This is a genomic window from Blautia sp. AM28-27, from assembly GCF_003480905.1.
In the GTDB taxonomy this organism is placed as follows: Bacteria; Bacillota; Clostridia; order Lachnospirales; family Lachnospiraceae; genus Fusicatenibacter; species Fusicatenibacter saccharivorans.
Map to the genome: position 1 here is coordinate 39,652 of NZ_QUJK01000010.1, position 13,622 is coordinate 53,273.

General features: G+C 50.8%; 10 protein-coding genes and 3 tRNA genes. 3 read left to right on the forward strand and 10 right to left on the reverse strand.

The features are described from left to right. Positions 1-52: 52 nt before the first annotated feature. The 4 genes from DW743_RS12620 to DW743_RS12635 all read right to left on the reverse strand — a co-directional run bounded on the left by DW743_RS12620 (position 53) and on the right by DW743_RS12635 (position 4,833). The gene (locus DW743_RS12620) at positions 53-751 is read right to left on the reverse strand and encodes a tRNA (adenine(22)-N(1))-methyltransferase (protein ID WP_117761774.1); all 699 of its coding nucleotides are present in this window, start codon (positions 749-751) and stop codon (positions 53-55) included. A gap of 29 nt (positions 752-780) precedes the next feature. After that, complete coding sequence (gene rpoD, locus DW743_RS12625) at positions 781-1,923, reverse strand: RNA polymerase sigma factor RpoD (RefSeq protein ID WP_055218884.1); 1,143 nt, start codon at positions 1,921-1,923, stop codon at positions 781-783. 105 nt (positions 1,924-2,028) lie between these two features. Then, a complete protein-coding gene (dnaG, locus tag DW743_RS12630) occupies positions 2,029-3,807 on the reverse strand; it encodes a DNA primase (RefSeq protein ID WP_117761775.1) in 1,779 nt (592 codons plus the stop codon). An 18-nt stretch (positions 3,808-3,825) separates the two neighbouring features. Then, on the reverse strand, positions 3,826-4,833 hold the full coding sequence (locus DW743_RS12635) for a deoxyguanosinetriphosphate triphosphohydrolase (protein WP_117761776.1): 1,008 nt from the start codon (positions 4,831-4,833) through the stop codon (positions 3,826-3,828). Between the two features lie 253 nt (positions 4,834-5,086). Between DW743_RS12635 and DW743_RS12640 the strand changes: the two genes are divergently transcribed. From DW743_RS12640 to DW743_RS12650, 3 genes are all read left to right on the forward strand, one after another. Further along, a tRNA-Leu gene (locus tag DW743_RS12640) sits at positions 5,087-5,171 on the forward strand. A gap of 25 nt (positions 5,172-5,196) precedes the next feature. Beyond that, positions 5,197-5,281 (forward strand) — tRNA-Leu (locus DW743_RS12645). Positions 5,282-5,306: 25 nt separating this feature from the next. Continuing rightward, positions 5,307-5,391: transfer RNA gene (locus DW743_RS12650), tRNA-Leu, on the forward strand. A 125-nt stretch (positions 5,392-5,516) separates the two neighbouring features. Here the strand turns inward: DW743_RS12650 and ilvA are convergent. From ilvA to plsX, 6 genes are all read right to left on the reverse strand, one after another. Beyond that, positions 5,517-6,728, reverse strand: coding sequence for a threonine ammonia-lyase (ilvA, locus tag DW743_RS12655; protein ID WP_055219017.1), 1,212 nt, complete (start codon positions 6,726-6,728; stop codon positions 5,517-5,519). A 36-nt stretch (positions 6,729-6,764) separates the two neighbouring features. Next, complete coding sequence (ftsY, locus tag DW743_RS12660) at positions 6,765-7,706, reverse strand: signal recognition particle-docking protein FtsY (RefSeq protein ID WP_022462735.1); 942 nt, start codon at positions 7,704-7,706, stop codon at positions 6,765-6,767. Between the two features lie 60 nt (positions 7,707-7,766). After that, positions 7,767-11,327 carry a chromosome segregation protein SMC gene (smc, locus tag DW743_RS12665; protein ID WP_117761777.1) on the reverse strand — a complete coding sequence of 1,187 codons (3,561 nt, stop codon included), beginning with the start codon at positions 11,325-11,327 and terminating at the stop codon, positions 7,767-7,769. A 7-nt stretch (positions 11,328-11,334) separates the two neighbouring features. After that, entirely contained in the window at positions 11,335-12,027 is a 693-nt protein-coding gene (gene rnc, locus DW743_RS12670) for a ribonuclease III (RefSeq protein ID WP_022462733.1), read from the reverse strand. Positions 12,028-12,132: 105 nt separating this feature from the next. After that, on the reverse strand, positions 12,133-12,366 hold the full coding sequence (gene acpP / locus DW743_RS12675) for an acyl carrier protein (RefSeq protein WP_022462732.1): 234 nt from the start codon (positions 12,364-12,366) through the stop codon (positions 12,133-12,135). Next, positions 12,356-13,396, reverse strand: a complete 1,041-nt coding sequence (gene plsX, locus DW743_RS12680; RefSeq protein ID WP_022462731.1) for a phosphate acyltransferase PlsX — start codon at positions 13,394-13,396, stop codon at positions 12,356-12,358. The genes acpP and plsX overlap by 11 nt, the downstream gene beginning before the upstream one ends. Between the last annotated feature and the right edge of the window lie 226 nt (positions 13,397-13,622).

Sequence of the window (13,622 nt, forward strand, 5' to 3'; positions counted from 1 at the left end):
AATTACAACTGCTGAAATTTTCAGACACGCCCCTCTTGTGCAAACGCTGTCGTTACATCGTATGGAAACGCGCAAGCGCAGATTCCAGTACTGCCTCTTTTTCTTTTAATTCCCAAAGGCGTTGTGCTGCCTTTTCACTGGAGTGATCCGAAAGCTGGCGGATCAGCGTCTGGTTCTGCTCCTGCTGTTTCAGAAGGTATTCCCTCAGCACCGGATTTTCCTTTTCCAGAAGGCGCGGTCCATAGAAAAGCTCCTCCGCCTTCAGATTCTCCTTTTCCCCTGGCACTGCCCGCAGAATCGGATAATATTTTCCATCCTCCTCTACAAAATTCTCCTGTGCAAGGAAAAATCCGTGTTCCAGAAGCCATGCACGCACGCGGTCGATATCCGACTGCGGCTCCAGGATCAGCTCCCGAAAACCGGACAGCAGCGGCTCACCTTCGCTTAAAATTCTTACGGTAAGCCCGCCGCCCATGCCCGCGATGAGAAGAGAATCACCCTCTCCCGCACGCAGGGCATGGAGTCCGTCGGAAAGTCTTGTTTCTATGTAGTCCCCCATGTTATACTGCGCAATATGCTCCCTGGCCCGCTCCAGCGGTCCGCGGTTCACATCCATGGCGATTGCGGAGGAAATTTTTTGCTGTTCCAGCAGCGCAATCGGCACATAGCCGTGATCCGTTCCCACATCGACTAGGCAGCCGCCCGGGGTGACAAACTCCGCTACTGCGGAAAGTCTTTTTGATAACTGCATTTTCCTGTCGTCCTTTTCTTCCTCGCAGATTAGTCCAGGTAATCTTTCAGCTTTCTGGAACGGCTCGGATGGCGCAGTTTACGGAGCGCTTTCGCCTCGATCTGACGGATACGCTCTCTTGTAACGTTAAACTCTTTACCAACCTCTTCGAGGGTTCTCGCACGGCCATCGTCAAGTCCGAAACGGAGACGCAGAACCTTCTGCTCACGGTCGGTCAGTGTGCTTAAGACATCCTCCAGCTGCTCTTTCAGCATCGTGAATGCTGCCGCGTCTGCCGGTACCGGCACATTGTCGTCCTGGATGAAATCGCCGAGGTGGCTGTCCTCTTCCTCACCGATTGGTGTCTCGAGGGAAACCGGTTCCTGGGAGATTTTCAGGATTTCACGCACACGCTCTACAGACATGTGCATCTCCTCTGCGATCTCTTCCGGAGTAGGTTCGCGGCCTAACTCCTGCAGTAACTGACGGGAAACGCGGATCAGCTTGTTGATGGTCTCTACCATATGAACCGGAATACGGATCGTTCTCGCCTGGTCTGCAATCGCTCTTGTGATCGCCTGGCGGATCCACCATGTTGCATAGGTGGAGAATTTGTATCCCTTGCGGTAATCGAATTTTTCAACCGCTTTGATGAGGCCTAAGTTACCTTCCTGAATCAGATCCAGGAACAGCATGCCGCGGCCGACATAACGTTTTGCAATGGAAACAACGAGACGAAGGTTGGCCTCTGCCAGACGTTTTTTCGCATCCTCATCGCCCTCTTCCATTCTCTGTGCCAGCTTAATCTCTTCCTCTGCAGAAAGAAGCGGCACTTTACCGATCTCTTTTAAGTACATGCGGACCGGGTCCTCAATGCTGACGCCTTCCGGAACGGAAAGGTCGATGTTCTCCATATCGATCTCTTCTTCTTCGGAAAGGTCGATGTCATCGTCGTCCAGAAGGAGAAGATCACGGTCTGCCGCATTTGGATCCTCGGTCATGTCTGAGAGACGCAGTACATCGATGCCGCTTGCCTCCAGGTATTCAAATACCTTCTCCATCTGCTCCGCGTCCAGCGGCATATCGCGGAAAAAGTCGTTGATTTCCTGATATTCCAGGACGCTCTTTTTCTTTTTGCCGTATGCTACCAGCTCTTTTAATTTTTCCATAAATTTTGCTTTATCGAACTCCATTGACTGTCCATCCTTCCATAGCTTGTATATATTCTGTCCCTGCCCTGCGAAATTAAACACGCAGAACAGAAGATTCCAGGGTTTTTCTTTGGTATCCAGGCCTCCTTAAAAAGCGAAATCCGGAAGTTCCCCTGCTCTCCACCGCTCCAGGCTCTTTTTGTCCGCCATCAGCTTCTGCAGCGCCGCCATATCGGTCACATTCATATGCGCCGACTGATACGCAATGCTGTTTTCTTTCATATTGCAGATCACATCATGCAGCGCGCGCCGTTTTTCCTCCTCTGTCTCCAGCGGGATTCTGGCATTAAAAAGGCCTGCAACTTCTTTCTGCTCCTCGGAATCAACAAACTGATTCAAAAGCTTTGCCGGATTCACCCCGCCCTCGTGATACTGCAGCACAATCATCTCTGCAATCTGGCGGTAAAGAGGTGTGGTAAAATCCTCCGGCGTAATATATTTTTCCAGCTTTCCAATGAGTGCCGGATAAGAGGTCATCCATGTCAGCATCAGCTTCTGTGCTTTTTCGACACCGCCCTCTTTCTCTTTTTTGTTTGCGGCTGTATTCCGCGGCTTGACACGCTCCGTCCTTCCGGCTCCTGATAGTGCCATCTGACCGACCTGCTTTCGCAGTACTTCGACGGCAATCCCGTATTTTCCCGCCACTGCCTCAAGATAACTGTTCCGCTCGATCTCATCCTCGATTGCAACGAGACGGCGCACCGCCTCATGCAGGAAATCGGATTTGCCCTGCGGGTCGGCAAGGTCGAAATCGCGTTCCTTCATGCGGATCTCATACAAAACGCTGTTCTCCGCCTCTTCCAGACGTTTTTCGAACGCTTCGCAGCCCTCGTGCTGAATAAACTCATCCGGGTCCTTATACGGTCTCAAATTGACGACACGCGTTGTAAGACCAACCCCTTTGAGCATCGGAATCGCACGAAGCGCCGCTTTGACGCCTGCCTCATCGCTGTCATAGATCACAAGAACCTCGTCGGTATACCGCTTCATCAGCCCCGCCTGCAGCGATGTGAGCGCTGTTCCAAGAGAAGCTACCGCGTTATTGAATCCTGCCTGGTGCATGGAAATTACATCCATATAGCCCTCGCAGATAATCAGATTTTTTCTCCGTGAAGAGCGCGCCAGATGCAGCCCGTAGAGATTGCGGCTCTTATCGAAAATCTTTGTCTCCGGCGAGTTCAGGTATTTCGGCTTTCCATCCCCCATCACACGGCCTCCGAAGCCGATGACACGGCTGTTGGCATCCATGATCGGGTAAATGACACGGTTCCAGAACTTGTCCTGCATGCCATGCACCTCGTCCGCCAGAAAAAGGCCCGACTGACGCAGGATTTCATCGTCATACCCTTTTTCTTTTAAGAAACGGTACAGCAGGCTTCCATACTTATCTGAATAGCCAAGGCCGAATTTTCGAATCGTATCATCCGAAAGGCCGCGCCCCTTCAGGTAATCGTAGCCTTGCTTTCCGCGCTCGGTGTGGAGCTGATAATAATAGAATTTCGCCGCCTGCTTGTTGATCTCCAGCAGCGTATTCTTTAAATCGGCCTGCTCCTTTGCTTCTTTCGAATACTCCATCTGCGGAAGCTCCACCCCGGCCCGGTCCGCCAGAAATTTCAAAGCTTCCACAAACGTAAAGTTTTCATATTCCATCAAAAACGTAAAGACATTTCCTCCGGCTCCGCATCCGAAGCAGTAATACATCTGCTTTCCGGGGCTGACAGAAAAAGAAGGAGACTTCTCATTGTGGAACGGGCAGAGCCCAAAGTAAGAGCTTCCTCTTCTTGTCAGCTTTACGTAGCCGGATATCACATCTACGATGTCATTTTTCATACGAATCTCTTCCACTAAATCATCGGAATATCGCATTTTCTATCCTCCCGGTATCTAATAAACTGCCCAGGCTTTCGGCACGAACAGTTCCTCGTACTGATGCATGGAATACTGATCGGTCATACCGGCAATATAATCGCACACCACCTGCGTTTTGTCCTGGCCGCACCCGATGAGTCCCCGGTACTCGCGGGACATCTGCTCCGGATGCTCCTGGTAATAGGTGTAGAGGGAAACCAGCATCTTCTTTGCCTTCTCTTCCTCTTTTTTCGCGTCCGGATTGCGGTAGACGTTTGCAAACATCAGTTTCCGCAGCAGGCGCATGCCCTCGGCAATTTCCGCCGACTGACGCACATACTCCGTTCCGCGGCTCTGCTCCACAATGTCGTGAATCAGCGTATTGAGCCGCTCGCGGCATGTATCGCCAAGGACAACACGGATCGTAATCGGGATGTCATCCTCGCTTAAAATGCCGGCCCGGATGGCATCGTCCATATCGTGGTGGATGTAGGCGATCTTGTCACAGAGACGTACGACCTGCCCCTCCAGGGTGGAAGGCTTTCCCGCCGTACGGTGATTCAGGATCCCATCCCGCACCTCCCAGGTCAGGTTCAGGCCTTTTCCTTCTTTTTCCAGGACTTCCACAACACGGACACTCTGTTCTGCGTGACGGAACCCACCGGAATGCACCATATTGAGCGCGTCTTCCCCGGAATGACCAAACGGTGTGTGCCCGAGATCGTGGCCGAGCGCAATGGCTTCGGTCAGATCTTCATTCAGATTCAGTGCCCGCGCAATCGTACGGGCGATCTGGGACACCTCGAGCGTGTGCGTCAGGCGGGTACGGTAATGGTCGCCCTGCGCAGCGAGAAACACCTGCGTTTTGTCTTTCATTCTGCGAAAAGCTTTTGAGTGGAGAATCCGGTCCCGGTCTCTCTGGTAAACGGTACGGATGTCACACTCCGGTTCATATCGGTCCCTTCCTCTGGAATTCCGGCTGTGCGCCGCATAGGGGCCAAGCTCCTGAAATTCCCGTTCTTCAAATGATTCCCTCAAGTTCAAGCGAAGACCACCTCTTTCCCGGTAATATGCCTGCAACAGTTTCCTCACAGTGAAACCCGTCCGTTTCACTGTTGACTGGACAATAGGATCTGTTTCCACTGTCCCCCTATTTCCTATATTCGGTGCCCGTTTCCGATTTCCTTTTTTATTTTTCAAATTTTTCAATTTTTTTCAAAAAAAGTGTTGACGTCTCACAATTCTGGTGCTATAATACATCTTGTCGTCAGCGAGATGACAAAAACTTAAAGAGCATGCGGAAGTGCTGGAATTGGCAGACAGGCCAGACTAAGGATCTGGTGGTCATTGCGATCGTGTGGGTTCAAGTCCCAGCTTCCGCATGAAATTTAAAAAACTACAGAACATGCGGAAGTGCTGGAATTGGCAGACAGGCCAGACTAAGGATCTGGTGGTCATTGCGATCGTGTGGGTTCAAGTCCCAGCTTCCGCATGAAATTTAAAAAACTACAGAACATGCGGAAGTGCTGGAATTGGCAGACAGGCCAGACTAAGGATCTGGTGGTCATTGCGATCGTGTGGGTTCAAGTCCCATCTTCCGCAGAATGAAAACCCTTGTGCATGCAAGGGTTTTTTCCTGCTCAAAAAAAATCAGAGGAAATTCCTTTCCGGATCCCTCTGATTTCTTATTTTTCTTTTTTTCAGAATTTTCTCTGCAATTTCTGTTTTTACAGGTTCGGTCTTACAATCTTCGGTGTATAGCCAGCCTCTTCCAGTGCTTTGACAATACGGTTCTTGTGATCGGTGCCGAATGCCTCCATTGTGATGCGGAGCTCTACTGCAGCACTTCTGTTCGTTGTGAAGAACTGGTTGTGGTCCAGTTTGATGACGTTTCCGTTCTCGTTTGCAATCACCTGGGAAACGCGTACCAGCTCGCCTGGTTTATCCGGCAGAAGAACGGATACAGTAAAGATACGGTCTCTCTGGATCAGTCCGTTCTGGATCACGGAAGACATGGTGATGACGTCCATATTTCCGCCGCTTAAGATCGAAACAATCTTTTTGCCCTTGACATCCAGATGCTTTAATGCAGCCACAGTCAGAAGACCGGAGTTCTCGACGATCATCTTGTGGTTTTCTACCATATCAAGGAATGCTACGATCAGCTCATCATCATCCACGGTAATGATCTCGTCCAGGTTCTGTCTTACATACGGGAAAATCTTGGATCCCGGTGTCTGTACTGCAGTACCGTCTGCAATTGTGCTGACAGGAGATACGGTCGTTACCTCGCCTTTTTCAAAAGAAGCCTTCATACAGGCTGCTCCGGACGGCTCAACACCGATGACTTTGATGTTTGGTTTCAGCAGTTTTGCCAGTGTGGAAACACCGGTAGCCAGTCCGCCTCCTCCGATCGGAACAAGGATATAATCTACGAGCGGAAGCTCCTGAATCACTTCCATAGCGATGGTTCCCTGGCCGGTTGCAACGGTCAGATCATCGAACGGGTGAATAAAGGTATAGCCATGCTCTGCTGCAAGCTCGTATGCTTTTGCACATGCCTCATCGTACACATCTCCGTACAGAACAACCTCAGCGCCGTAGCTCTGGGTACGCTCTACTTTGATGAGCGGTGTGGTAGTCGGCATTACGATGACAGCCTTTGCACCGTAGCATTTTGCCGCATACGCAACGCCCTGTGCATGGTTTCCTGCAGATGCGGTGATCAGTCCTTTTGCGCGCTCCTCTTCACTTAAGGTGCTGATTTTGTAATAGGCACCGCGCAGCTTATAGGCGCCGGTCAGCTGCATATTTTCCGGTTTTAAGTAGACTTTATTTCCCGTCTGCTCGCTGAAATATTTGCTGTAAACCAGTTTGGTCTCCTGTGTTACTTTTTTTACGATTTCAGACGCTTCCTCAAATTTCGGGAGTGTCAGCATTTCTTCTGCCATAGTCTTTTCTCCTTGTTGTCTTTTTTAAGCATTCTCTTCGGATGTATGGAACAGTGCATTTACAAACTGGTCTGCATCAAATTTCTGTAGATCGTGGATGCTCTCGCCCACGCCGATGTATTTGACCGGAATATCAAGCTCGGACTGGATGGCAACGGCGATACCGCCCTTTGCAGTTCCGTCCAGCTTCGTCAGAATGATACCGGTGACATTTGCCACTTCTGCAAACTGTCTTGCCTGCTGCAGCGCATTCTGGCCCGTGGTACCGTCCAGCACCACCAGCGTTTCCAGGTATGCCTCTGGGTACTCTTTTTCCAGAATCCGGTAAATCTTGTGGAGCTCTTCCATCAGGTTCTTCTTGTTGTGAAGTCTTCCTGCCGTATCACAGATCAGCACATCCGCATTTCTGGCTTTTGCCGCTGCGACTGCATCGTATACGATCGACGCCGGATCTGCTCCATTCTGTCCGCCGATGATATCCACGCCGGCGCGGTGCGCCCACTCCGTGAGCTGCTCGCCTGCCGCTGCACGGAACGTATCTGCTGCCGCAAGAACAACCTTTTTGCCCTGATCCTTCAGAAGGCCGGCCAGCTTTCCGACGGAGGTCGTTTTTCCGACTCCATTGACACCGATCACCAGCACTACCGATTTCCGGTTTTCAAATTCATAGGCTGTATCGCCTACATCCATCTGTTTTTTGATGCTCTCGATCAGAAGCTGTTTGCACTCTGCCGGATCGGTAATGTGTTCTTCTGCCACCCGCTCTTTTAAGTGGTCAATAATTTTGGTCGTTGTATTGATGCCGATATCTCCCATGACGAGAATCTCCTCGATCTCCTCATAAAAATCGTCATCAATATTGGAATAGCCGCTGAAAATAGAATCAATTCCAGCTACAATGCTGTCTCGGGTCTTCGTCAGACCGTTGACAAGACGTTTGAAAAAGCCTACTTTCTCCTCCGCCATACCGTTCGCCTCCCTTTATCTTTTCTATCTTACTTCTTTCGTATTGTATCTTATTCGTTTCTATTTGTCCAGTTCTCCCTCGATCAAATCGACAGAAACAAGGGTAGAAACACCCTTCTCCTGCATCGTGATGCCGTACAGACGGTCTGCCGCCGTCATCGTACCGCGCCTGTGGGTGATGACGATGAACTGGGTATTTTTTGTCAGCTTATGCAGATACTGCGCAAAACGCGTTACGTTGGAATCGTCGAGCGCCGCCTCGATCTCGTCAAGTAAACAGAACGGGGACGGCTTTAAGTTCTGGATTGCAAAAAGCAGCGCAATCGCGGTCAGTGCCTTCTCGCCTCCGGAGAGCTGCATCATATTCTGCAGTTTCTTTCCCGGCGGCTGGGAAATGATGCGGATGCCTGCCTCGAGTACATCCGTGTCCTCCTCGAGCTCCAGCGTTCCCTTTCCGCCGCCGAACAGCTGGCGGAACACGCGGTCAAACTCTTTCCGGATCTCCTCGAATTTTTCCGTGAACTGCTTGCGCATACCGGCATCCAGCTCATCGATGATGCCCTGCAGTGTCTCCGCCGCTTTGACAAGATCGGTGTGCTGTGCATCAAGAAATGCGTGGCGCTCCGAAATCTCTTTGTACTCCTCAATCGCATTCACATTGACAGAGCCAAGTTTCCGGATCGCATCTTTTACTTCCAGCACACGCCGCTTTAATTCACTGCGCTCCGGAATCTCCTCCATCTGGAACTCTCTTGCGTGGCCCGGTGTCACTTCGTACTCTTCCCAGAGATACGAGGTCTGTGCCTCTTTTGTCTCCTCCAGCTTTTCTTTCTGGCTGTTCAGACGGAAGCACTCTTTGTCCATCAGGGAAATCTGGTCGGAGAGCTGATCCCGCTTCTCGAAAAATTCTTTGTGATCTGCGCTTAATGCTTCTTTTTTCTCCTGCAGTTCCACAATCCGGCGGTCTTCCTCTTCTTTTGCCTGCACTGCTGCTGCAATCGTCTTCTGTATCTCCACGATGTCCTGCTGTTTCTTTTTGACATCGTCTTTTTCCTCCGCCGCTTTTTCCAGCATGGTGCGGCTTTCCGCTTCCAGTTTTCCCGTCTCTTCCTCAAGACGGCGGATGTTCTGGGCAAGGAATCCATCCTTCTGGGACAGATTTGCGTAATTTAACCGGATTTCTTCAAGATCCTTCGTATATTCTGCTTCCCGGCGGCGAAGCCCTGTAAGCGCCTCCTGCGCCTTCTGGATATTCTCCTGCAGCGTGCTTTCCCGCTCCACCGATTCCTGCATTTCCTGACCGATGACTTTCCGGTTCCGCTCAATCTCGGCGATCTGATTTTCAATCTCGAGACTCTCCTTCTGAAGCGCTTCAAAATCCAGACGGATTTCCGTCTTTTTCTCGCGCGCTTTTTCCAGATTCAGGCGCACCGTATTCTGCTCGATGTACTGCCGCTGCAGTTTTTCATTCAGCTCGGTGCGGAGATCACGGATTTCATTCCGCTTATTTTTCTTCTCTTCAAGTTCCTGCTGGATTTCCCGCAGTTCCTTCGCAAGACCCTGTACGCTCTTTTCGAGTTCCTCAATCTCACGCCGTCTTCCGAGCAGGTTGCTGTTGTTCCGGAACGAACCTCCTGTCATGGAACCGCCCGGGCTCAAGAGCTCGCCCTCGAGGGTTACCATGCGGAGCGTCTGACGGTATTTCCGCTGAATCACAATGGCATGGTCGATCGTGTCGACCACCAGCGTTCTTCCAAGCAGCTGTGCCACAAGGCCCTCATACACCGGGTCGTACGAAACAAGTGCATTTGCCACACCAAGCACACCGGTTTCTCTTGCCGCATCCTCATTCACCTGCGTTTTTTTCCCGCGCATACTGGTGAGCGGAAGGAACGTCGCACGGCCGAAATGGCCCCGTTTCAGGTATTCAATCAGGTATTTCGCCGTCGCCTCATTGTCGGTGACAATATTCTGAATGCTGCCGCCAAGTGCGGTCTCGATCGCCGTCTCGTACTTTTTCTCCGCCTGCAGAAGATCCGCCACAACGCCGTGGATGCCGGGATTCCGGTCTTTCTGCTCCATGACCTTCCGAATACTGTTTCCATAGCCGTCGTACCGCTCGGTGATGTTCTTTAAGGATTCGAGCCTTGACGCTTCTCTGTGGTAATTGGTCTGTCCGGCTTCCATCTCTTTCGTCTGGTTCGAGAGATCCGCCGTCAGCGCGGTAATCTTCTGATCTGCCTCCTGGTACTGCTGTTTCAGGCTGCTTACCGTCTCTTCGAGCGCTTCAAACGCGTTCTGCAGTTCTTCCATCTGCCCGTTCTGTTCGGACTCGCTCGTCTTTAAATGCAGCACCCTCTGGCTTAATTCTGCCTTTCGGATGCCGATCTGCTCGAGCATCGCATCGTAGCGCTGCATTTTTCCCTTCGTGGAACCCCGCTGGTTCAGAAGGCCGATGACTTCGCTCTTATCCTGTTCACTCTGCAGCTCGACTGCCTGGATCTGCTCCTGGCATTCCGAGAGAGCGGCCTCTTTCTCACTCTTTTCCGTTTCTGACGCAAGAAGTGCTTCATGAAGCCCGTCCTTTTCTGCCTGATATGTATTTTTTTCCGCCGTCTTTGTGCGGCTCTCCGCGCGGATCGCCTCCAGACGTTCTCTTAATGTGTCGCTGTTCCTCTCCGATGCATGAATCTGCTCGTTCAACACCTCGATCTGGTTTTCGAGCTGCTGGCGTTTCAGTGCATTCTCCCCCGCCTGATCGCGCGCAGAAAGAATCGTCTGGTCCAGTTTTTCCTGCTCCTGTTCCAGCTTTTCATACTCCTGCTTCGTATGCTCAAAAGCCTCTTTCGTGCTCTTTAACTGCTCTTCTGCAATCCGGTACCGGTCTTCTACTTTCGCGAGATCGTTCCGGATGCGCTCCATCTCGAGCAGAAACATATTGATATCGAGGATCTTTAATTCCTCTTTCTTCTTTAAATAAATCTTTGCCGTCTCAGACTGGCGTTCCAGCGGCTCTAACTGCCTTGTCAGTTCCGAGAGAATGTCGTTGACGCGCACCAGATTCTGCTGCTCTTCCGCCAGCTTCTTTTCGGTCACGGCCTTCCTTCTCTTGAATTTGACAATTCCTGCCGCCTCGTCAAACAGCTCCCGGCGCTCTTCCGGCTTACCACTTAAAATCTTATCAATCTGACCCTGTCCGATGATGGAATAGCCTTCTTTTCCGATACCGGTATCGTAGAACAGCTCGTTGATGTCCTTTAACCGGCACGATGCGCCGTTCATCAGATACTCGCTCTCACCGGAGCGGTAGAGCCGTCTCGTCACCGTGACTTCCTCGAAATCGACATTCAGCTTGTGGTCGGAATTGTCAAGTGTAATTGCAACCGACGCGTAGCCGAGCGGCTTTCTCGTCTCGGTTCCGGAGAAAATAACATCCTGCATATTTCCGCCGCGGAGCTGCTTGGCGCTCTGTTCGCCGAGCACCCAGCGCACCGCATCGCCAACATTGCTCTTTCCACTGCCGTTCGGCCCTACAACGCCGGTAATACCGTCGTGGAACTGCAGAATGGTTTTGTTGGCAAACGACTTAAATCCCTGCATTTCAATGGATTTGAGATACATAATTCACCTACGCTTTTTTTCTGGCAAGAATTGCATCGTATGCCGCTGCCTGTTCTGCCGCTTTTTTCGTTCTGCCCTTTCCGGTACCGAGCGCTTTCTTTCCGACGCTGACCTGTGCCCAGAAGCTCTTGTCGTGATCCGGTCCCTCTTCTTTTAAGATGGTGTAAACAATCTCTTCATCCGTCTCACCCTGGATCAGCTCCTGCAGAATCGTTTTGCTGTCGTAGAAAAGCTGTTTGTGTTCGATATCGTTTAAGATATAGTTCAGAACGAACGTTTTTGCCGGTTCAAAGCCGCCGTCCAGGAAAATCGCACCGATCGTTGCCTCCATAGCATCCGAAACGATGGAATCGCGGTGACGGCCGCCGGTTGCCTCCTCGCCCTTTCCAAGGAGCAGAAAGCTGCCAAGGTCAATCTCACGGGCACAGAATGCCAGTGCCGGTTCACAGACGAGGCTGGCGCGTTTTTTCGTCATCTCGCCCTCCGGGAGACGCGGGAATGTCTTGTATAAAAATTCGCTGGATACAACTTCCAGCACGGCATCTCCTAAGAACTCCAGACGCTCGTTGCACTCCAGGCGCTCCATATGGTGCTCATTTGCGTAGGAAGAATGGCGCATCGCCATCTCCAGCAGTCCGAAATTCTGAAATTTATACTGGATCTTCTTTTCCAAATCCACGAGTTTATCAATATTATTCATAACCTGTTTTAAGCCTGTCCTTCCTCATAGTTACCGTTTGCAGGTGTTCTGCGGACGGTAACAAAGGGGCTGTCCTGTAGCAAACAGCCCCTTCGCCATTTTCTATTATTCTGCCAGTTTCTTTTTGATCGCTTCCACCGCATCCTCAACCGATACGATGTGCTCTGCTTCTTCTGCTTCGATCTGGATATCAAATTCTTCTTCAATTCCCATCACAATCTGAAATACATCCAGGGAATCCGCTCCCAGATCATCTGCAAAGGTTGTCTCCATGGTTACTTCATTCGGATCTACGTTTAATACATCCGCAATGATCTCCTGTAATTTTTCAAACTCCATCTTTCGCTGCCTCCCTGCTGCTCTTATAGTCTGCCAGATGCTCCTGCACTTTCTGCGGAATCTTCTCCTCGCTGAATGAAATGCACTGGAGAATGGAATTTTTAAATTCGTTGGCTTTTGAGCTTCCGTGCGTTTTTACAACGAGTCCTTTTAAGCCAAGCAGCGGTGCTCCGCCGTACTCACTGGCATCAAAAGACTTCAGTGTCTCTTTCAGCGCCGGTTTCACAAGAAGGGCTCCGATTTTACTGCGCAGAGATGTCATCATGCCCTGTTTTACCTTGGAAATCAGGGTCGCGCCGACGCCCTCATACAGCTTTAAGATAACGTTTCCGACAAACGCCTCACAGACAACAACGTCTGCGGCTCCGTTTGGAATTTCTCTTGCTTCGATACTGCCGACAAAGTTGATATACGGGTTTTCTTTCAGAAGCGGATACGTCTCTTTGACGAGCGCGTTTCCTTTTTCTTCTTCCACACCGATATTCACGATTCCCACACGCGGATTTTTAATGCCGACAACGTGTTCCATATAGATGGAACCCATCATGGCAAACTGCACCAGATGGGACGGTCTTGCATCAACATTCGCACCGCAGTCGATCAGAAGGGATACACCGTCTTTCGTCGGGATCAGCGGAGCCAGCGGCGGGCGCTCTACGCCCTTGATGCGTCCTACGATCGTCTGTCCGCCGACCAGGACTGCTCCGGTGCTTCCGGAGGAGACAAACGCGTCTGCCTCTCCGCAGCGCACTTTTTTCATGCCGACAACGATCGAAGAATCTTTTTTGTGGCGGATCGCATTGACCGGCGGCTCTCCCGTCTCAATGATCTCGGTTGCCGGAACGATCTCAACCCGCTCCTTCGGGTACGTATATTTCTGCAGTTCTTTTTCGATGACATCCACCTGGCCGACCAGCTGGACTTTGACACGTTCATCTGCGTTTACGGCCTCAACGGCACCTTTTACCGGCTCCACAGGCGCATAATCGCCGCCCATCGCGTCCACTGCAACTCTGACTAAGTCACTCATGTTTTTTCCTCTTTTCTCTTTTCTAAAGCGCGTTTGAAAACTCTTTTTCTTTCAAAAAACCGTTTTCAACCACGCTCTAAAAGCACTCATGCAAGTGCTGTATTAACTATACTAAACTCCTTTGCAAAAATCAAGCACAAATGCCCATCCGCGCTTTCTCCTGTATTCCAAAAAAGCGGGTGGATTTATCTTTCCAAAATCCACCCGCTCTGTTTTATCTTATTTT

Bases quoted from the DNA above. Each gene is read 5' to 3' on its own strand.
- DW743_RS12620 (WP_117761774.1), bottom strand. From the start codon at position 751: ATGCAGTTATCAAAAAGACTTTCCGCAGTAGCGGAGTTTGTCACCCCG.
- rpoD (WP_055218884.1), bottom strand. From the start codon at position 1,923: ATGGAGTTCGATAAAGCAAAATTTATGGAAAAATTAAAAGAGCTGGTA.
- dnaG (WP_117761775.1), bottom strand. From the start codon at position 3,807: ATGCGATATTCCGATGATTTAGTGGAAGAGATTCGTATGAAAAATGAC.
- ilvA (WP_055219017.1), bottom strand. From the start codon at position 6,728: ATGCTGACACTCCCGAAATTTGAGGAAGCGTCTGAAATCGTAAAAAAA.
- ftsY (WP_022462735.1), bottom strand. From the start codon at position 7,706: ATGGCGGAGGAGAAAGTAGGCTTTTTCAAACGTCTTGTCAACGGTCTG.
- smc (WP_117761777.1), bottom strand. From the start codon at position 11,327: ATGTATCTCAAATCCATTGAAATGCAGGGATTTAAGTCGTTTGCCAAC.
- rnc (WP_022462733.1), bottom strand. From the start codon at position 12,027: ATGAATAATATTGATAAACTCGTGGATTTGGAAAAGAAGATCCAGTAT.
- acpP (WP_022462732.1), bottom strand. From the start codon at position 12,366: ATGGAGTTTGAAAAATTACAGGAGATCATTGCGGATGTATTAAACGTA.
- plsX (WP_022462731.1), bottom strand. From the start codon at position 13,396: ATGAGTGACTTAGTCAGAGTTGCAGTGGACGCGATGGGCGGCGATTAT.